General features: G+C 69.7%; 17 protein-coding genes. 15 read left to right on the top strand and 2 right to left on the bottom strand.

Annotation, left to right across the window (positions count from 1 at the left end):
• The first annotated feature begins 22 nt into the window (after positions 1-22).
• From rplU to ACIPFH_RS02240, 7 genes are all read left to right on the top strand, one after another.
• Entirely contained in the window at positions 23-343 is a 321-nt protein-coding gene (gene rplU / locus ACIPFH_RS02210; RefSeq protein ID WP_030601628.1) for a 50S ribosomal protein L21, read from the top strand.
• 14 nt (positions 344-357) lie between these two features.
• Positions 358-612, top strand: a complete 255-nt coding sequence (gene rpmA, locus ACIPFH_RS02215) for a 50S ribosomal protein L27 (protein ID WP_003990207.1) — start codon at positions 358-360, stop codon at positions 610-612.
• Between the two features lie 139 nt (positions 613-751).
• On the top strand, positions 752-2,188 hold the full coding sequence (gene obgE, locus ACIPFH_RS02220) for a GTPase ObgE (RefSeq protein WP_401823707.1): 1,437 nt from the start codon (positions 752-754) through the stop codon (positions 2,186-2,188).
• Positions 2,189-2,390: 202 nt separating this feature from the next.
• Complete coding sequence (locus ACIPFH_RS02225) at positions 2,391-3,137, top strand: hypothetical protein (RefSeq protein WP_401822197.1); 747 nt, start codon at positions 2,391-2,393, stop codon at positions 3,135-3,137.
• A 242-nt stretch (positions 3,138-3,379) separates the two neighbouring features.
• On the top strand, positions 3,380-4,879 hold the full coding sequence (locus tag ACIPFH_RS02230) for a D-ribitol-5-phosphate cytidylyltransferase (protein ID WP_401822199.1): 1,500 nt from the start codon (positions 3,380-3,382) through the stop codon (positions 4,877-4,879).
• Positions 4,880-5,036: 157 nt separating this feature from the next.
• On the top strand, positions 5,037-7,127 hold the full coding sequence (locus tag ACIPFH_RS02235; protein WP_401822202.1) for a hypothetical protein: 2,091 nt from the start codon (positions 5,037-5,039) through the stop codon (positions 7,125-7,127).
• Between the two features lie 176 nt (positions 7,128-7,303).
• On the top strand, positions 7,304-8,533 hold the full coding sequence (locus ACIPFH_RS02240) for a glycosyltransferase family 2 protein (RefSeq protein ID WP_401822203.1): 1,230 nt from the start codon (positions 7,304-7,306) through the stop codon (positions 8,531-8,533).
• Between the two features lie 130 nt (positions 8,534-8,663).
• Here the strand turns inward: ACIPFH_RS02240 and ACIPFH_RS02245 are convergent, their stop codons facing one another.
• Entirely contained in the window at positions 8,664-10,064 is a 1,401-nt protein-coding gene (locus ACIPFH_RS02245) for a polysaccharide pyruvyl transferase family protein (RefSeq protein ID WP_401822206.1), read from the bottom strand.
• Between the two features lie 238 nt (positions 10,065-10,302).
• Here ACIPFH_RS02245 and proB point away from each other — a divergent pair, with 238 nt between their 5' ends.
• The 5 genes from proB (at position 10,303) to ACIPFH_RS02270 (ending at position 15,395) form a co-directional block, all read left to right on the top strand.
• Positions 10,303-11,409 (top strand): glutamate 5-kinase, encoded by a 1,107-nt coding sequence (proB, locus tag ACIPFH_RS02250; protein ID WP_359119136.1) that lies wholly within the window; start codon positions 10,303-10,305, stop codon positions 11,407-11,409.
• A 123-nt stretch (positions 11,410-11,532) separates the two neighbouring features.
• Complete coding sequence (locus tag ACIPFH_RS02255) at positions 11,533-12,090, top strand: hypothetical protein (protein ID WP_401822209.1); 558 nt, start codon at positions 11,533-11,535, stop codon at positions 12,088-12,090.
• 203 nt (positions 12,091-12,293) lie between these two features.
• Positions 12,294-13,580, top strand: a complete 1,287-nt coding sequence (locus tag ACIPFH_RS02260) for a glutamate-5-semialdehyde dehydrogenase (protein WP_401822211.1) — start codon at positions 12,294-12,296, stop codon at positions 13,578-13,580.
• Between the two features lie 93 nt (positions 13,581-13,673).
• The gene (locus tag ACIPFH_RS02265) at positions 13,674-14,258 is read left to right on the top strand and encodes a hypothetical protein (protein WP_401822212.1); all 585 of its coding nucleotides are present in this window, start codon (positions 13,674-13,676) and stop codon (positions 14,256-14,258) included.
• Positions 14,259-14,324: 66 nt separating this feature from the next.
• The gene (locus ACIPFH_RS02270) at positions 14,325-15,395 is read left to right on the top strand and encodes a hypothetical protein (RefSeq protein WP_356254004.1); all 1,071 of its coding nucleotides are present in this window, start codon (positions 14,325-14,327) and stop codon (positions 15,393-15,395) included.
• A gap of 30 nt (positions 15,396-15,425) precedes the next feature.
• On the opposite strand, the gene ACIPFH_RS02275 is transcribed toward ACIPFH_RS02270, so the two are convergent.
• Positions 15,426-16,559: a M48 family metallopeptidase gene (locus ACIPFH_RS02275; protein ID WP_401823709.1), complete on the bottom strand. Its 1,134-nt coding sequence runs from the start codon at positions 16,557-16,559 to the stop codon at positions 15,426-15,428.
• Positions 16,560-16,715: 156 nt separating this feature from the next.
• Between ACIPFH_RS02275 and ACIPFH_RS02280 the strand changes: the two genes are divergently transcribed.
• From ACIPFH_RS02280 to nadD, 3 genes are all read left to right on the top strand, one after another.
• The gene (locus ACIPFH_RS02280) at positions 16,716-16,877 is read left to right on the top strand and encodes a hypothetical protein (protein WP_401822215.1); all 162 of its coding nucleotides are present in this window, start codon (positions 16,716-16,718) and stop codon (positions 16,875-16,877) included.
• A 145-nt stretch (positions 16,878-17,022) separates the two neighbouring features.
• Positions 17,023-17,187, top strand: a complete 165-nt coding sequence (locus ACIPFH_RS02285) for a hypothetical protein (RefSeq protein ID WP_107450361.1) — start codon at positions 17,023-17,025, stop codon at positions 17,185-17,187.
• 97 nt (positions 17,188-17,284) lie between these two features.
• Complete coding sequence (nadD, locus tag ACIPFH_RS02290; protein WP_356254000.1) at positions 17,285-17,911, top strand: nicotinate-nucleotide adenylyltransferase; 627 nt, start codon at positions 17,285-17,287, stop codon at positions 17,909-17,911.
• Positions 17,912-17,925: the final 14 nt, after the last annotated feature.

A 17,925-nucleotide genomic window follows, 5' to 3' on the forward strand; every position in this document is an offset into this window, starting at 1 on the left:
AGAGCGAGAGAGTGAGATCCGCGTGTACGCCATCGTGCGCAGCGGTGGTCGCCAGCACAAGGTTGCTGTCGGCGACATCGTTGAGGTTGACAAGATTTCCACTGCCAAGGTTGGCGACACGGTCGAGCTCTCGACCCTGCTCGTTGTCGACGGCGAAGCTGTGACCAGCGACCCGTGGGTGCTGGCCGGCATCAAGGTGCAGGCCGAGGTCGTGGACCACCACAAGGGTGTGAAGATCGACATCCTTCGCTACAAGAACAAGACCGGCTACCGCCGTCGTCAGGGCCACCGCCAGCAGTACACGGCGATCAAGGTCACTGAGATCCCCGCGGCTGCGAAGTAAGGGACTGAGGAGACATGGCACACAAGAAGGGCGCATCGTCCACCCGGAACGGTCGCGACTCCAATGCCCAGCGGCTCGGCGTGAAGCGCTTCGGCGGTCAGGTCGTCAACGCGGGTGAGATCCTGGTCCGCCAGCGCGGCACGCACTTCCACCCCGGCGCGGGCGTCGGCCGTGGCGGCGACGACACGCTGTTCGCCCTGGAGGCCGGTTCGGTGCAGTTCGGCACCCACCGTGGCCGCAAGGTCGTGAACATCGTTCCGGTCGCCTGATCGGAAGCTTTCGCGAGGCGGACCTCACTTCCCGTGTGGGAAGGCGGGTCCGCCTTTCGCGTGTTAGAGCAGTAGACAGAGCAGTAGTTCACAGCAGTAGCTGGATCCTTACGTTTTCGTAGTGCTGGAGGCACCCACCATGACCACCTTCGTGGACCGCGTCGAACTGCATGTCGCCGCGGGTAACGGAGGCCACGGCTGTGCCTCCGTCCACCGTGAGAAGTTCAAGCCGCTCGGTGGCCCCGACGGGGGCAACGGCGGCCGTGGCGGCGATGTGATCCTGGTCGTCGACCAGTCGGTCACCACGCTCCTCGACTACCACCACAAGCCCCACCGCAGCGCCACCAACGGCAAGCCCGGCGAGGGCGGCAACCGCTCCGGCAAGGACGGCCAGGACCTGATCCTGCCGGTCCCGGACGGCACGGTGATCCAGGACAAGGCCGGCAACGTGCTGGCGGACCTGGTCGGCCACGGCACCTCGTACGTCGCCGCCCAGGGCGGTCGCGGCGGCCTGGGCAACGCGGCGCTGGCCTCGGCCCGCCGCAAGGCGCCAGGCTTCGCGCTGCTCGGTGTGCCCGGGGGCCTCCAGGACATCGTCCTGGAGCTGAAGACGGTCGCGGACGTGGCCCTCGTCGGCTACCCGAGCGCGGGCAAGTCCTCGCTGATCTCGGTCCTGTCCGCCGCCAAGCCGAAGATCGCGGACTACCCGTTCACGACCCTCGTCCCGAACCTGGGCGTGGTGACGGCCGGTTCCACGGTCTACACGATCGCCGACGTGCCGGGCCTGATCCCGGGCGCGAGCCAGGGCAAGGGTCTGGGCCTGGAGTTCCTGCGCCACGTCGAGCGGTGCAGCGTCCTCGTGCATGTGCTGGACACGGCGACCCTGGAGTCCGAGCGCGACCCGCTCTCCGACCTCGACATCATCGAGGAGGAGCTCAAGCAGTACGGCGGCCTCGGCAACCGGCCGCGGCTCGTGGTGCTGAACAAGATCGACGTACCGGACGGCAAGGACCTCGCCGAGATGGTCCGCCCGGACCTGGAGGCACGCGGCTACAGCGTCTTCGAGGTGTCCGCGGTCGCCCACACGGGTCTGAAGGAACTGTCCTTCGCCCTCGCCGAGATGGTGGGCGCGGCGCGCGCGGCCAGGCCGAAGGAGGAGGCGACCCGGGTCGTCATCCGTCCGAAGGCGGTCGACGACGCCGGCTTCACCGTCACGCTGGAGGAGGACGGCCTGTTCCGCGTCCGGGGCGAGAAGCCCGAACGCTGGGTGCGGCAGACCGACTTCAGCAACGACGAGGCCGTCGGCTACCTCGCCGACCGGCTCAACCGCCTCGGTGTGGAGGACGCGTTGATGAAGGCGGGCGCCCGGGGCGGCGACGGCGTCGCCATCGGCCCCGAGGACAACGCGGTCGTCTTCGACTGGGAGCCGTCCGTGACGGCCGGCGCCGAGATGCTCGGCCGCCGGGGCGAGGACCACCGCTTCGAGGAGCCGCGTCCCGCGACCCAGCGCCGCCGGGACAAGCAGGCCGAACGCGACGAGGCGGCCCAGGAGTTCGAGGGCTTCGAGCCCTTCTGAGTCCTCCCTCGCCGGTCGCACCGATGCGGCGGGGCGGGCCTCCTTCAAGGGGGCCCGCCCCGCCGTTCCTGTTCGGTGGGAACCGGGTCCGGCGGGTGTGAAACGCCCGATGTGAAAAAGCCGCTGCCCGGAGCCGGGACTCAGCTGTGCCCCAGGCTCCTCTCAGCGTCCCCTAAGGAACCCGTCTTACCGTTCCCTGACCATGGAGACGGACTGCGGGAACCTCACGGGCTGTACGAGCCCCACGGGCTGTATGAACCCCACGGGCTATGCGAACCCCACGGACTGTACGAACCCCAGGGACTGTACGAGCGACGGCGCCCCGGACCCCGCGGGACCCACCCCGCTGACCGCCGGCACGCGCCCGCTGCGGGTCACCGTCGTCGTGGTGGACGACCGGGACCGGGGCGGGCTGCTAGGCACGTTCGAGGAGCTGCTCGGGCTGCCCGCGAATCTTCTCCAGCCCGTTCCGGACACGGCGAATCGCTCTCTCGCCCTCGCCGAGACCGAAATGCTGCGCACCCTCAACAAGGAATTCCGCGGAAATGGTCTCCCCGATGAGCTCTATTCACGACTGATCCGCAACGGCGCGGTCATGCATATGAAGAACAGGTGCAGTCCCGCGTCACGCGACGTGAAGATCCCGACACCCGACTGGGCGGTCCGGGCGGCCGCCGGGATCGGCGCCGAGATGGCGGGTCGGATCGAGTTGACGCGGGTGCGGGTGATCGGCGATCCGGCCCTGCTGTCCGCAGTGCCGAAGTCCGCCGGGCTGGAGTCCGGTGAGGCCCGGATCGCGCCCGAGGTGGCCGCTCAGGCCCTGTACGGGGCGCTCGCCGCGGCGGCCGCGTCGCCCGGGGTCTCGGCGCGAGCGGTGCACCAGGCCTCGTCGAAGGAGCTCGTGCGGGTTCTCGGGCACCGCTGCCTCGAACGGCTCGGGCGGCGCTGAGGTCGTTCGGCGCTTGTTCGAGTCACTTCGTCACTCTCGGCAATGACATACTTCTTGTGGAGTAACTCACAGGATTTCCCAGGACCATCCGGGGAAGCAGCGTCGTGTTCTCTCAATCATCAGCGAGGCAAGGTGAATGCCAGGTTGCGTGCACATTTGCAGCGAACGGCGCTCACCTTGCATCGCGGTAACCGCAAGTGGGACCATTTCCCCGTTCCCTGTCGCCCCAAGGTAGGTCCTCTGTGTCCCATCGCATAGCCAAGCCCCGTACCACCGCAGTGATCCTGGCCGGTGGCACCGGCCAGCGCGTGGGTCTGTCGATCCCCAAGCAGCTGCTGAAGATCGCAGGCAAGGCAGTCATCGAGCACACCCTGACCACCTTCGAGAAGGCCGACTCGGTCGACGACATCATCGTGCTGATGGCGCCGGGCTATGTATCCGACATCGAGAAGATCGTTTCCAAGGCCGGCTTCAGGAAGGTCCGGAAGATCATCGAGGGCGGCTCCACGCGGAACGAGACCACCGAGCGCGCCATCGCGGCCCTGGGCGAGGGGCTGGCCGACGGCGAGGACCTCAACGTTCTCTTCCACGACGCCGTGCGCCCCCTGCTCTCGCGGCGCGTCATCGACGACTGCGTCGCGGCGCTGGAGCGCTACCAGGCCGTCGACGTCGCCATCCCGTCCGCGGACACCATCATCGTCACGCGCACGCACGGCGAGGACGGCGAGTTCATCACCGAGATCCCGGACCGCTCCCGGCTGCGCCGCGGCCAGACGCCCCAGGCGTTCAAGCTGTCCACCATCCGCCGGGCCTACGAGGTGGCGGCGGGCGACCCAAACTTCCAGGCCACCGACGACTGCACCGTCGTGCTGCGCTACCTGCCGGACGTGCCGATCCACGTCGTGGCGGGCGACGAGTACAACATGAAGGTGACCCAGCCCGTCGACGTCTTCATCGCCGACAAGCTCTTCCAGCTGGCCTCCTCCGCCACGCCTGAGCAGAAGGGCGAGGAGGTCTACCGCGAGCTGCTCACCGGTAAGACCGTCGTCGTCTTCGGCGGTTCGTACGGCATCGGCAAGGACATCGCCGAGCTCGCCGGGTCGTACGGCGCCAAGGTCTACGCCCTGGGCCGTTCCACCACCGGCACGCACGTGGAGAACCCGGAGGAGGTGGACGACGCCCTGTCCAAGGCCTACAGCGAGACCGGGCGCATCGACTATGTCGTCAACACCGCCGGCGTACTGCGTATCGGCAAGCTGGCCGAGACCGACAACGCGACCATCGAGGAAGCGCTGAAGGTCAACTACCTGGCACCCGTGCAGATCGCTCGTTCGGCGTACAAGTACCTGGCGGAAACGAAGGGTCAGTTGCTGCTGTACACGTCCAGCAGCTACACCCGCGGCCGCGCCGAGTACAGCCTGTACTCCTCGACCAAGGCCGCCATGGTGAATCTCACCCAGGCCCTGTCCGACGAGTGGGCCGGTGACGGCATCCGGGTGAATTGCGTGAACCCGGAGCGTACGGCGACGCCCATGCGTACCAAGGCCTTCGGGCAGGAGCCCTCGGGCAGCCTGCTCTCCTCCGAGGCGGTCGCCCGCACCTCGCTCGACGTGCTGCTCTCCGAGCTCACCGGGCATGTCATCGACGTCCGCCAGCAGGACCCGACGGCGGCCGCCGGCCGGGCTTCCGACTTCGAGCAGGCGCTGGCCGGAGTGCTCGACCGACAGGATGGCATGGCATAATCCAGCGTAAATAGCCATCGATTTTTCAGGCCTCTGTTGCTCCCTGTTTACGGAGAATTCACAGAGGCCTGAATCCGTAAAATTCCCGAAACCTTCACAAAGGATTTTCCGGACTTTTAGTACCTATGACCGGCCCCCTCCCAGAGCAGGTTTCTCCGTGATATCCACCGCTATTCGCGTGGCCCGGGTGGGCAGCGCGGCCGAACTGGCCGCAGCGGTCCTCATGATGCTGGGCTACCCCGGCCTCATGGCGGCCGCGCTCGTCCCGAGCGCCCCCGCCTTCGCCGCCGCGGCCGCCGTGACGTACCTGGCGGACCTCTACCTCCACCGCAAGGGCAGTCGCCTCATCGGCCTTCTGGGCAAGGTGCGGGCCGGTCTGTCCACCCGGTTCCTGGTCCGCGAACTGCTGCTGATCCTGCTGCTGGCGAGACTCGACCTCTCCCAGGAGCCGGTCTTCTACGCGGCCATCGCGTGCTTCACGGTGTTCTTCGGTCTCCAGGCCCCGCACGGCGCGCTGGTCGCCCTGATCGGCAAGCGCCGGCAGATGCCGGTCGTGACCAGGAACGTCGACCTGGCCTCCCGGCTGCGCATACCGGACGCCCCGCCGCGCGCCCTGCTGAGCCGTGCCACTGTGAAGATGCTGCACCTCGACCTCGCGGCGGTCGTCGGCCTGCTCGTCTGCGCGTTCGACGACTCGGTGCTCCCGGGCTACGTCGGTATCGGCGTCACCCTGGGCCTGGGCGGGCTGTACGTGCTCGCGCTGGTGCCGCACCTGCGGGCGAAGCGGCTGCCGCCGAAGGCCGACAAGGTCCTGGGCATCGTCAGTGCCTGGCTGCGCGAGTACAGGCCGCAGACGGTGCTGTACTTCTCGGGCTCCGACGACTCCGCCTACCAGGTCAACATGTGGCTGGAGACCATGGAGCAGATGGAGTCCCGGCCCCTGGTCATCCTGCGTGAGCGCACCGTCCTGGAGAAGATGGCGCCCACGTCGGTCCCTGTCGTCTGCGTGCCCGGGGGGGTGCACCTGATGAACATGGACCTGACCATGGTGCGGGTCGCGTTGTACTGCGCGAACGTCGGCAAGAACATCCACCTGCTGCGCGTGCCGACCATGAAGCACGTCTTCATCGGCCACGGCGACAGCGACAAGGCCGCCAGCGTCAACCCGTTCAGCAAGGTCTACGACGAGGTGTGGACCGCCGGCCGCGCCGGCCGCGACCGCTACGCCATCGCCGACGTCGGCATCCGCGACGAGGACATCGTGGAGGTCGGCCGTCCGCAGCTGGCGCCGATCAGGACCGGGGCCGGCACACCCGTGGGGCGCGTCCCGACGGTTCTGTACGCGCCCACCTGGGAGGGCTGGGACGACAACCCGGGCAACACCTCGCTCCTGCTGGCCGGCGAGAACATCGTGAAGAAGCTGGTCGCGGCCGAGCCCCCGGTCCGCGTCCTGTACAAGCCGCACCCCTTCACCGGCACCCGCAGCGCCAAGGCGGGTGCCGCCCACCGGCGGATCACCGCCCTGATCAAGAAGGCCGCCGCCCAGCGGGCGGGCGACCCCCGCTTCACCGCGGACCCGGCGGCCCAGGCCGAGGCCAAGGCGGAACTGACCCGTCTCAAGGCCCGTCTGGACGGTCTCTCCCTCGCGTTCGACGAGCGTGCCGACGAGGCGGTGACGAGCCGCGACGGCATCGTCGACGTCCGCAAGCACGAGGAGGCGGCCCGGCTGCGCGCCGAGTGGAACGAGACCTACTGGCGCTCCTTCCCCTCCTTCGAGCACCGGGTGATCACCGGCACCGAACCCCGGCTGTACGACTGCTTCAACGCCTCCGAGGCGATGGTCTCCGACATCTCCAGCGTGGTCTCCGACTTCATCGCGAGCGGCAAACCGTATGCGGTCGCGGACTCCGCGGAGCTGGGCGCGGAGGAGTTCAGGCGGCAGAACACCGCGGTGCGCGCGGCAGTGATCCTCAGCAACAGCGCCGCCGAGCTGGACCAGCTGCTGGACGCGGTCCGCGACCCGGCCGCCGATCCGCTGGCCAAGGACCGCGAGGAACTCAAGGAGTACCTGCTCGGACCCGACGAGCCCACCTCGCTCCAACGCTTCGACACCGCGATCACCGACCTCGCGCTGAAGTCGGAGGCACGCAACGTCGGCCAGGACTCCCACGCCGCCGGCGCGGACGGCGCGGTCGGCGCCGCTCCGGACGACGGAGCGGAACTGCCCAAGGGCGTTACGGCCGGATGACGCCCGTATTTCCTGAGGCCGGGGCCCCGGAGAGCGCTTTCCGGGGCCCCGGCCTTCTGTGCTTCCTGTGATGTGCAACACGTACCGAAACCCGAGCAACCCACCCCGTTCATCCATCGTCTACCGGGTATCCAAAGTGTTCATATGAGGGAATCGGTGCGCGATGAGAGGGAAAAGTGACCGCTGTGCAGCCTGACGTCACGGTGGTCATCGGGGCGTACGAAGCGATGCCGTACCTGGTCGAGTGCCTGGCATCGGTCGAGGCGCAGACCCTGGACGCGGGGCGCCTGGAGGTCATCGCCGTGGACGACGGTTCACAGGACGGCACCGGGGAGTACCTGGAGGAGTTCGCCGCCCGGGCTCCCATGTCCGTCACCGTGATCCGCCAGGCGAACTCCGGCGGCCCCAGCGGCCCGCGCAACGTCGGCCTCTCCAAGGCCGCCGGGCGCTACGTCTTCTTCCTCGACGCCGACGACCGGCTCGGCGCCGAGGCCCTGGAGCGCATGGTCGCCATCGCCGACCGAAACGGCACGGACGTGGTCCTCGGCCGGGTCGAGGGCATCAACCGCAACCCGCCGAAGTCGATGTGGGGCAAGACTCTCGACCGCACGGACGTCTACTCCTCCAACATCAAGTTCACCCTCAGCGCGCAGAAGCTGTTCCGGCGGGAGTTCCTCGAGCGTCACGGCATGCGCTTCGACGAGTCCCTGTGGACCGGCGAGGACGCCCTGTTCACGATGGAGGCCTATCTGCGGGCCGACGGCGTCTCCGTGGTCGCCGACTACACCTGCTACTACCTGGTGGGCCGCAGTGACGGCAAGCATGTGACCAAGAGCGGGAGCTACACCCTGCGCTTCGACTCCGCGCGCGCCCTGATGGGCCTGCTGGAGCGTCTCGTCCCGCCCGGCCCCAAGCGGGACGTGCTCATGGTGCGCCCCTTCCTCGTCACCGTGCTGCCGCAGTTCGGGCCCGTCTTCCTCAGGAACGACGAGGAGATCCGGCGCACCAAGATGGAGCTGGCCAAGCCGCTGATGGACGCGTACTGGAACGAGGGCGTCGCCCAACGGCTCCGGGTCCACGAGCGGCTGCGTCTGGAGCTGGTGGCCCGCGGGCGCCCCGAACTCCTCGTGGACGTCCTCGAGTTCATCAAGGCCAAGACCACGCCGACTCCGGTCCTGAAGAAGCGCAACACCCAGCTCTACCTGGCCTACCCGCACTACGGCTCCCGCACGGCCGGCATACCCGACCGGGTCTACCTCGCCGAGCCCCGCGAGGCCAAGGAGTTCCCGGGCTGGCGCAACGCCCCGACCGAGACCCTCCTGCGCGGCTTCACCCGCAAGGTACGCCGGAAGCTGCGCAGGCTGCGCCGGCGCACGATGAGGCCGGGCGGCACCGCCGCGGCCTGAGGACGCGGGCGCGGGGCGCGGCGGCCTGGAAGACGCGTGTGCGCGGCTCGTCGGCCGCCGCACCCGGCTTCGGCGGCCGGCTTCGGCGGCCGGCGGCCTACTTGCCCGGCTTCAGCGCGCGGCGGCCTACTTACTTGCCCGGCTTCAACGCGCGGCGCAGCGGGCCTCCCACCACGCGCTTCGCGCGGCGGTAGATCGACGGTGCGGGAATGACCGCGGAGGCCTTGGCGGTGACTCTCGCCCCGGACCGGTTCTTGGCCAGGTCGCGCTGCAACTGGGCGTTGTGGGTGTCCAGTTCGGTGATGCGCTGCTGGAGCCAGCCGAACCGGCCGGCGAGCGAGGCGAGGTCGGTGTCGTTCCAGGGGCGCACGCCCGCCGGGAAGGACAGTGAGCGCAGCTTCTTCTCGAAGGCCTCGCCGCCGTCGCCGTGGGTGAAGGTGTTCGGCAGCCCGTTCTTGTCCAGGAACGCGGTGAACCGGTCGAAGCGTTCCTTGTGATTGCCGGTGAGCCCGGTGAAGTCGGCCTCCTCGTACAGGTCGGCCGGGTCGAGGTCCGCGGGCACCTCGCTGAGCAGCCGGTGCGGTATCTCGAAGTAGCGGCACAGCTCCAGCGTGCGCGAGTCGAAGGCCAGCACGGACGCGGGTGTGCCCGCCAGCAGTGCCGCGATGTTGCCGTGGATGCGCCCGCCGAAGGAGAAGTCGTACTCCTTGAGGTCGTCGATCCAGGTGACCGGGTCGATGTACACCCGGACCTTGTCCTCCCGGTACATCGGGTGGTCGGGGTGGGTCGGCATCTGCGTCATCCGGCCGGCCGGGGAGTCCACGTCCCGCCAGTGCAACTGCCGTGCGTCGGTGAGGTTCTGGCCTATGTAGCGCAGGTTCGGGTAGTGCGCGTGGGTGCGGGTGATGATGCGGTGCAGGCCTCCGGTGCGCACCGCGGTGTGCGAACCGTTGACCGCTATCCGTGAGTCCGCGGTGAGCGCCGCCGCCCGCTTCTCCACCGTGAGCCGGTCGCCGTGCATGAACATCGACGGGCAGCCGATGACCTCGACGTCCCGGAAGCCCATGTCGGTGAGGTACTTCTCGGTGAACTCGCCCCGCACGCCGATGGAAGCGCTGTGCTCCAGCACCGCCGAGCAGAAGGCGCGCACGGTGGGCTCCATCGCCTTCAGCCGCGTCGGGTCCTGGTCCAAGGGGGCCTGCGCGCCCACGCCCATCACCACGACCGGGATCTTCAGCTTCCCGATGAGCCTGGTCAGCCGCTTGAGCGGCTGCTCGAAGGTCGGCCGGAAGGCGTTGGCGAGGGGCACGACGAAGGCGTCGTACTCCTCGTTGATGCGGGCCGCCGCGTTCACATCGGTCCGCATGCCGTTCGAGACGACCTCGGTGTCGGGTGTGGTGAGGATCTTGTGGGCGGCATCGCTGAAGATCAGGTTGCCGGAGTTGGTGGCGATCACGTCGCGGTGGAGGGCTTCCTCGACCGGGACGACGTCGAAGGGGCTCTTCCCCGATCGCAGGAGTATGCGCTTCACAGGGCGAACTGTAGGTCACACAAACTTCAAAATAAATTTGGGTTCTCTTCGAATTTCATGTGGAACCGATACACCCTTTTTGCCGTATGCAAACTGTGAGCAAACGGTTACGGCGCTGCGCCTGTCCGCGCAGTGAAACCCATGCGCGGCCTCCGCCCCCGTTCGCGTAGATTGCCAGGCGGGCAGCCGTCGACCTACGCAAGGGGCGAAGAACAAGGTGGCAGGGGCAAGGCAGGCCGTGAGCGAGGCCCGCAGGATCGTCGTCAAGGTCGGCTCCTCGTCGCTGACCACCGCCTCCGGCGGGCTGGACGCCGACCGGGTCGACGCACTCGTCGACGTCCTCGCCAAGAGCCGCAGCGGTGGCGAGAAGGAGATCGTTCTCGTCTCGTCCGGAGCCATCGCCGCCGGTCTCGCCCCGCTGGGCCTGCGCCGCCGGCCCCGGGACCTCGCCCGCCAGCAGGCCGCGGCGAGCGTCGGCCAGGGCCTGCTCGTGGCCCGCTACACCGCCTCCTTCGCCCGCTACGGCGTCCGCGTCGGCCAGGTGCTGCTGACCAGCGACGACATGAGCCGGCGCGCCCACCACCGCAACGCCTCCCGCACCCTCGACGAGCTGCTCGCGATGGGCGCCTTCCCGATCGTCAACGAGAACGACACGGTGGCCACCGACGAGATCCGGTTCGGCGACAACGACCGGCTCGCCGCCCTCGTCGCCCACCTCGTCCACGCGGACCTGCTGATCCTGCTGTCCGACGTCGACGGCGTGTACGACGGCGACCCCGGCAGGCCGGGCACCTCACGGATCGCCGAGGTGCGGGGCCCCGGGGACCTCGCGCACGTCGAGATCGGCAGCACCGGCAAGGCCGGCGTCGGCACCGGCGGCATGGTCACCAAGGTCGAGGCCGCCCGGATCGCGGCCGCCGCCGGCATCCCCGTGGTCCTCACCAGCGCCGTCCACGCGGCCGAAGCCTTCACCGGCGGGGACACCGGCACCTACTTCCGTCCCACCGGCAAGCGCTCCGCCGACCGGCTGCTGTGGCTCCAGCACGCCTCGACCCCGCAGGGCTCGCTGACGCTGGACGACGGGGCGGTGCGCGCGGTCGTCGAGCGGCGCACCTCACTGCTGCCGGCCGGGATCGCCGCCGTCGAGGGCGAGTTCAGCGCGGGCGATCCCGTCGAACTGCGCGACACCCGGGGGCGTGCGGTGGCCCGCGGTCTCGTCAACTTCGACGCCAAGGAGATCCCCCAGCTGATCGGGCGGTCGACCAGGGAACTGGCCAAGGAGCTGGGCGCGGAGTACGAGCGCGAGGTCGTCCACCGGGACGACCTGGTGATCCTGCACCCGTAAACCCGCTCGAACGGTCCGTACCGGTGGGGGACGTTCCGTGAAACCGCCCCGCGGAGCCGTGCGGCCTGCTCAACTTTGTTCCAGGGACAGATTCCGCACGAGCGCTGCGTAAAGGAGGCCGTCGTGAGACGAGTGCGCCCTGGGGTGGCAGCGGCCCGTGGGAGTACCGGCGAAACCGCTTCGGCGCCACCGCGGACGGCCAGTCCGGCGCCGTCACGCGCCACGGGTCAGGCGCCCTCGCGTGCGCCGGGCGAGGAGCGGGCCCTGACCAGCGTGGCGGCCGGCGACCGGTACCGGGCCCAGGAGGGCGCCGAGCCGAAGGGCGGGCAGCCCGTGGACGTCCCTCGGCTGTGGCACGTCACCCTCAGCGTCTCCGGTGAGGAGGCCCCGCTGAAGGAGGTCCGGCGGGCCCTCGAACAGCTCGCCCACGACCATCCCTTCCTCCTGACCAGCAGATACGCGGGCGATCACGCGGAGATCCGGTACTGGGAGGAGGCCCGCGACCTGCATGACGCGGCCGCCGTCGCCCTGCGCCTGTGGGGTGAGCACCGCCAGACCGCCGGACTGCCGCCCTGGGAGATCGTCGGCCTGGAGGTCATCGACCGCCAGACCTATCACCAGCGCATCGCGGAGGGCTACGGACCGGCCCCGGCGACCCCGGTCGGCGTCCACCCGTACTGACCCCGCCACCGGCAGGCCCCAGGACGCCCCGTAAGGCGCTTCGGCGGGCGGTCCGACAGCCGGTTCGGCAGGCGCCTCGGCCGATGGTCCGACGGCCGGTCGGGCGGACGGTCCGACGGGTGTCCCGGGGCACCGGCACCCGGCACATCTCGGGGTGTGGAACGAACGGTGGACCGGCCCGCACGGCGCACTACCCTTCCCTTATGACCACGCTCTCGCCGTACGACTCCATGTCCCCGGTCACCCGCGCCGCCTACCGGGCCAAGGCGGCCGCCGCCGACCTCGCGCCGCTGCCGCGGGCCGCCAAGGACGACGCGCTGCTCGCCATCGCGGACGCGCTGGAGGTCCGTACGAGCGAAATCGTCGAGGCCAACGCGAAGGACATCGCCAAGGCCCGCGAGGCGGGTACCAGCGAGTCGATCGTCGACCGGCTGACCCTCACCCCGGAGCGGGTGCGGGCCATCGCCTCGGACGTCCGGGACGTCGTCGCGCTGCCCGACCCGGTCGGCGAGGTCGTCCGCGGCTCCACCCTCCCCAACGGGATCGACCTGCGTCAGGTCCGCGTCCCGCTCGGCGTCGTCGGCATCATCTACGAGGCCCGCCCGAACGTCACCGTGGACGCCGCCGCCCTCTGCCTGAAGGCCGGCAACGCGGTCCTGCTGCGCGGCTCGTCCTCCGCCTACGAGTCCAACGCCGCCCTCGTCAGGGTGGTCCGCGACGCCGTCGGCGGGGCCGGGCTGCCCGCCGACGCCGTTCAGCTGGTACCCGGCGAGGGCCGCGACAGCGTGCGCGAGCTGATGCGCGCCCGCGGCCTGGTCGACGTCCTCATCCCGCGCGGCGGCGCCTCGCTCATCCGGACCGTCGTCACGGAGTCCACGGTGCCGGTCATCGAGACCGGCACCGGCAACTGCCACGTCTACGTCGACGCCCACGCCGACCTCGACATGGCGATCGACATCCTGATCAACTCCAAGGCGCACCGGGTCAGCGTCTGCAACGCCGCCGAGACCCTCCTGGTCCACCAGGACATCGCCCCCCGGTTCCTGCCGCGCGCCCTCGACGCCCTCGCGGAGGCGGGCGTGACCGTGCACGCCGACGAACGCGTGCTGGCGTACGCCGAGGACTCCAAGGCGACCGTGGTCGAGGCCACGCCCGAGGACTGGGAGACGGAGTACCTCTCCTACGACATCGCCGCCGCCGTCGTCGACTCGCTGGACCGGGCCGTCGAGCACATCCGGCTGTGGACCTCCGGCCACACCGAGGCCATCGTCACCACCTCGCAGCAGGCCGCCCGCCGCTTCACCCAGTTGGTCGACTCCACCACGGTGGCTGTGAACGCCTCCACCCGCTTCACCGACGGCGGCCAGTTCGGCTTCGGCGCGGAGATCGGTATCTCCACCCAGAAGCTGCACGCCCGGGGCCCGATGGGCCTGCCGGAGCTGACCAGCACCAAGTACATCGTCACGGGCGACGGGCACGTACGGCGCTGAGGCGCCCTGCGGAAGCCGTGAGAGCCGTCTCATCCGGCGGACGAATCCGGCTACCGCCTGCCCAAATCGACCCCCCAGGTCTACTCTGGAGCTGTGCCGGAGGACGTGGGGGGTATGCCGTTCCCTGACGGCTGGGAGCCCGACGACGACCACGACCGCGGGGTGTCGGACGAAGAGTTCGCCTCCGTGGTCTTCGACGAGGCCTTCGTCAGGGCGGCCGTGGTGCACGAGCCGACCGCCGTCGAACGCCTCCTGGCCGCCGCGGAGGCGAGAGCCGAGGCCTCCGAGAGCGAGGCCCGCCGGGCCCGCGCCAGAGGCGACCGCTACGACGACGCCTACGGTCCCGACGGACCCGGTGATTTCGGCCATGATCCGGACCTGGACGATCTGGACGACGCCGACCTGCCCGAAGCCTGGGAACGCCGCTACGGCAACCCCGGGGCGTACGGCAGGCAGGTCCGCTGGCATCGCCCCGTGGCCTGGATGCTCGCCCTCGTGATGGGCGTCGGCATGGTCGCGCTGGCCTTCGCCGCGGTCTACCGGGGCTCGTCCTCGGGCAGCCGCGACCAGGTGCCGCCGCCCGCCACGACCGGTCTGGAACAGGGCAGCGTGCCGCCTCCGTCGGCGTCCGCCGACCACTCCCGGCCACCTGTCTCCGCGATACCGCGCACGCCCTGAACGCATGTCAGAAGTTGCCGTACGGCGGGGCGTTTACCCGGGGTCCGCGCGACCTACTCTCAAAGTATGGCCGGGCCCGGAGACCCACCGGAGCAGACACCCGAGGGCACTCCCGGAGGTGGAGAGGACGAGTACCGATCCGTCGTCTTCGACGAATCGTTCGTCCGCGCTGCCCGCATCCAGGAGTACTCCGCACAGGAGCGCATGGCCGACCACGCGCCCGCCGTCCGCCGCAGGCCACCGCTGCGCCGGGGCCTGTCGCGGCAGGCGCTGATCCTGGTGCTGCTCATCGCCGTGGCCTTCGGCACCGCCGTCTACATGGGCGTACGCAACCCCTACGAGAGTTCCGAGATGCGTCGGTCCGTCGAGCCCCTGCGGATGACCGTCATCCCACTCTCCCCCCAGGGCGTCGTGCCCGGGGCGGCCGACCCCGAGTCGCTGTTCGCGCACAGTCCCGCCGCGCAGTTCCGCATCGGCGCCCAGGGCATCCCGCTGCCCGCCTCCCGGCGTACCGCGCACTTCTCCGACAGCCAGGTCGTCACCGCCCTGACCACGGCCAGGGAGTACATCGTGCACTCCTCCCTCTACCCGGAGGTGCTCACCCGGCAGCAGGTGCGGCCCGTGCGGACCCTGATCGCGGCCGACCAGCTCGACCAGTTCGACGAGAGCTTCAGCCACCCGGCCGCCGACGGCAGGCACGCGCCGACGGGCTGGCTGGTCCGCTTCGACCCCGCCCAGGCTCAGCTGGCCGACGACAAGATCCGCGTCCAGGGCACACTCCAGGCCGCCGAGACCGACTCCTCGACCCTCGAGGTGACCGCCGACCACACCTTCGTGTACGCGCTGCGGCCGACCGGCGCGGGCGCGGACACCCAGGCCTCCCTCTTCACCGTCCGCCGTGAGCTGCACTTCCGCTTCGACCGCACCGACCTGCGCACCCATCAGGTCCGGCTGATCGTGTCCTATGTCCAGGCCGGCCCGCTGTCCTGCGCCGAGGACTCCACGAACCATCTGCGCCCCCTGCTCGCCGGCCGGACCGCGAAAGCGGGCGGCCCGGCCGGCACGGACCCCTACGCGACGGGCGGTGTGGCGGCCCTGTGCGGATCGCTCGCGACGAGCGCACAGCCGAGGGTATGAAGCCGAGGGTGTGCGGGGCGTGGCTTCGGCTCAGTCCTTGGCGGGCGGAGGTGTGTCCGTCGGTCCGTCGGAGGCGTCCGAGCCGTTTCTCGGCGGCTGGTCCTCCGCCGGAGCCGAACCCGTGAACCCGCCGAAGCCGCGCCGCACCCGTCCGCCCAGGTCGCCGGCCCCGCCCGCGAGGTCGCTGACCAGCTTCATCAGCGGGTCCTTGGAACCCTTGACGCTGGTCGCGTAGTGGGCGGCGGACTCCCGGAAGGAGTCCGTCACCGAGGTGTCCTTGTCCTCGGCGCGCCGCGGGTAGTGGCCGTCCATGATCCGCTGGTGGTCGCGGGACTCGGCCCACTTCTTCAGCTCGGCGGCGCGCACGGTGGTGAAGGGGTGCGTGCGCGGCATCACGTTGAGGATCTTCAGCACGGAGTCGCGCAGGTCGCCGCCCGCCTCGTACTCCTCGGCCTGCTTCAGGAACGCGTCCACGTTCATCTCGTGCAGGTGGTTGCCACCGGCGATCTTCATCAGGCCGCGCATCGAGGCCTTCAGATCCTGGCCGACCAGGAGGCCCGCGCGGTCGGCGGACAGCTCCGACTTGCGGAACCACTCGCGCAGCGCCGTGACGATCGCCATGATCGCGAGGTTGCCCAGCGGGATCCAGGCGACCCGGATCGCCAGGTTCGTCAGGAAGAGCAGGATCGTGCGGTACACGGCGTGCCCGGACAGGGCGTGACCCACCTCGTGGCCGACGACCGCGCGCATCTCCTCCTCGTCGAGCAGTTCGACGAGTCCGGTGGTGACGACGATGATCGGCTCGTCCAGACCGATGCACATCGCGTTGGGCTGCGGGTCCTGGGTGACGTACATCGGCGGGACCTTCTCCAGGTCCAGGATGTAACAGGCGTCCCGCAGCATGTCGTTGAGGTGCGTGAACTGCTGGTCGGAGACCCGGACCGAGTCGGACAGGAACAGCAACCTGAGGCTGCGCTCGGGCAACAGCCCGCTGAGCGCCTTGAACACGGTGTCGAAGCCGCTCAGCTTGCGCAGCGCCACCAGGGCGGAGCGGTCGGCCGGGTGCTCGTACGCACGCGAGGAGATGCCGGGGAAGCGCCTGCGCTGCCTGCTCGGCGAGTTCTCCCGGCCGGTGCCGTTGTGCTGGTGGCCGTCGTCGGACATGTCTTCCCCCATGTGCGTCTGTGTGGCCGCTACCTGCTGTGTGGCCTCTGCCTGACCCTTTACGGACCCTTGTGCGGCCCTTTGCGCCCCCCGAAGCAGAGCCCAGCCTAGGCGGAGTTACCGTGGACGGGCACTACACCGAAGGAGTCCCGCACCATGGAGCACCACCCCGCAGCCGCCTGGCTCACCGAAGCCGTCGGCGCCGCTCAGCAGCAGGGGGCGGGGAATCTGCTCCGCGTCGTACTGGTCGTGATGATTCTGGGCTGTGTGCTCACCGCGTGGTTCCTGCTGCGGGGCTACAAACGGAAGGACGACTGAGGCGCCGGGAAGGTTCCCAATGGCGGAGTCGGCGTGATCGCCGCCCGGACGCCCGCTTACGATGGGCCGACGTCTTTATCCCGCCCTCCCCCACTCTCGACTTCGCTCGAGCGGGGGGACCTTCATCGGATAGGTCCTGCCGAAGATGAGCCTTCACAGCGCAGCTGCCCAGCTGGTCACCCTCGCCGCCGAGGGCGAGGAGCACGGTGGCAACCACGAGAGTCTCAGCCCGTTGGTCACCGGCGGCAGCGCGTTCCTCATCCTGCTGCTCCTGCTGTGGATCACCACCCGCTTCAACCGCGACCGCTGAGCCACGACGTGTTCACCGACGGGCAGTCCGGCATAGCGGGGCGCTCCGGGCATCCGCCGGCCGGGGCCCCGGGACCGGGCCGGTAGGGTCTGCACGCATGGGAGAGCAGGACATGCCTACCGGCCCGTCGAACCCGGGCAGGCGACGCCTCGGCGTCATGGGCGGGACATTCGATCCGATCCACCACGGACACCTCGTGGCGGCCAGTGAGGTCGCCGCGCAGTTCCGCCTGGACGAGGTCGTGTTCGTCCCGACCGGCCAGCCGTGGCAGAAGACCCACCGCAGCGTCTCCCCGGCCGAGGACCGCTACCTGATGACGGTCATCGCGACCGCCGAGAACCCGCAGTTCTCGGTGAGCCGTATCGACATCGACCGCGGCGGTCCCACCTACACCGTGGACACGCTGCGCGACCTGCGAGCCCTCAACCCCGAGAGCGACCTGTTCTTCATCACCGGCGCCGACGCCCTGGGCCAGATCCTGACCTGGCGGGACAGCGAGGAACTGTTCTCCCTCTCGCACTTCATCGGCGTCACCCGGCCGGGGCACAACCTCACGGACCCCGGTCTGCCCGAAGGCGGTGTCTCGCTCGTCGAGGTGCCCGCGCTCGCCATCTCCTCCACAGACTGCCGTGCGAGAGTCGCCAAGGGCGACCCCGTCTGGTATCTGGTGCCGGACGGAGTCGTGCGCTACATCGACAAGCGCGAGCTGTACCGCGGCCAGTGAGCCGAGAGGGGTAC

Source organism: Streptomyces sp. NPDC088157 (genome assembly GCF_044741545.1).
Lineage (GTDB): Bacteria > Actinomycetota > Actinomycetes > Streptomycetales > Streptomycetaceae > Streptomyces.

Excerpts from the sequence above, each read along its gene's own strand:
- nadD (WP_356254000.1), top strand. The coding sequence starts at position 17,285 with ATGGGAGAGCAGGACATGCCTACCGGCCCGTCGAACCCGGGCAGGCGA.
- ACIPFH_RS02270 (WP_356254004.1), top strand. The coding sequence starts at position 14,325 with ATGGCCGGGCCCGGAGACCCACCGGAGCAGACACCCGAGGGCACTCCC.
- rpmA (WP_003990207.1), top strand. The coding sequence starts at position 358 with ATGGCACACAAGAAGGGCGCATCGTCCACCCGGAACGGTCGCGACTCC.
- ACIPFH_RS02225 (WP_401822197.1), top strand. The coding sequence starts at position 2,391 with ATGGAGACGGACTGCGGGAACCTCACGGGCTGTACGAGCCCCACGGGC.
- ACIPFH_RS02280 (WP_401822215.1), top strand. The coding sequence starts at position 16,716 with ATGGAGCACCACCCCGCAGCCGCCTGGCTCACCGAAGCCGTCGGCGCC.
- ACIPFH_RS02275 (WP_401823709.1), bottom strand. The coding sequence starts at position 16,559 with ATGTCCGACGACGGCCACCAGCACAACGGCACCGGCCGGGAGAACTCG.
- obgE (WP_401823707.1), top strand. The coding sequence starts at position 752 with ATGACCACCTTCGTGGACCGCGTCGAACTGCATGTCGCCGCGGGTAAC.
- ACIPFH_RS02285 (WP_107450361.1), top strand. The coding sequence starts at position 17,023 with ATGAGCCTTCACAGCGCAGCTGCCCAGCTGGTCACCCTCGCCGCCGAG.
- ACIPFH_RS02260 (WP_401822211.1), top strand. The coding sequence starts at position 12,294 with ATGACCACGCTCTCGCCGTACGACTCCATGTCCCCGGTCACCCGCGCC.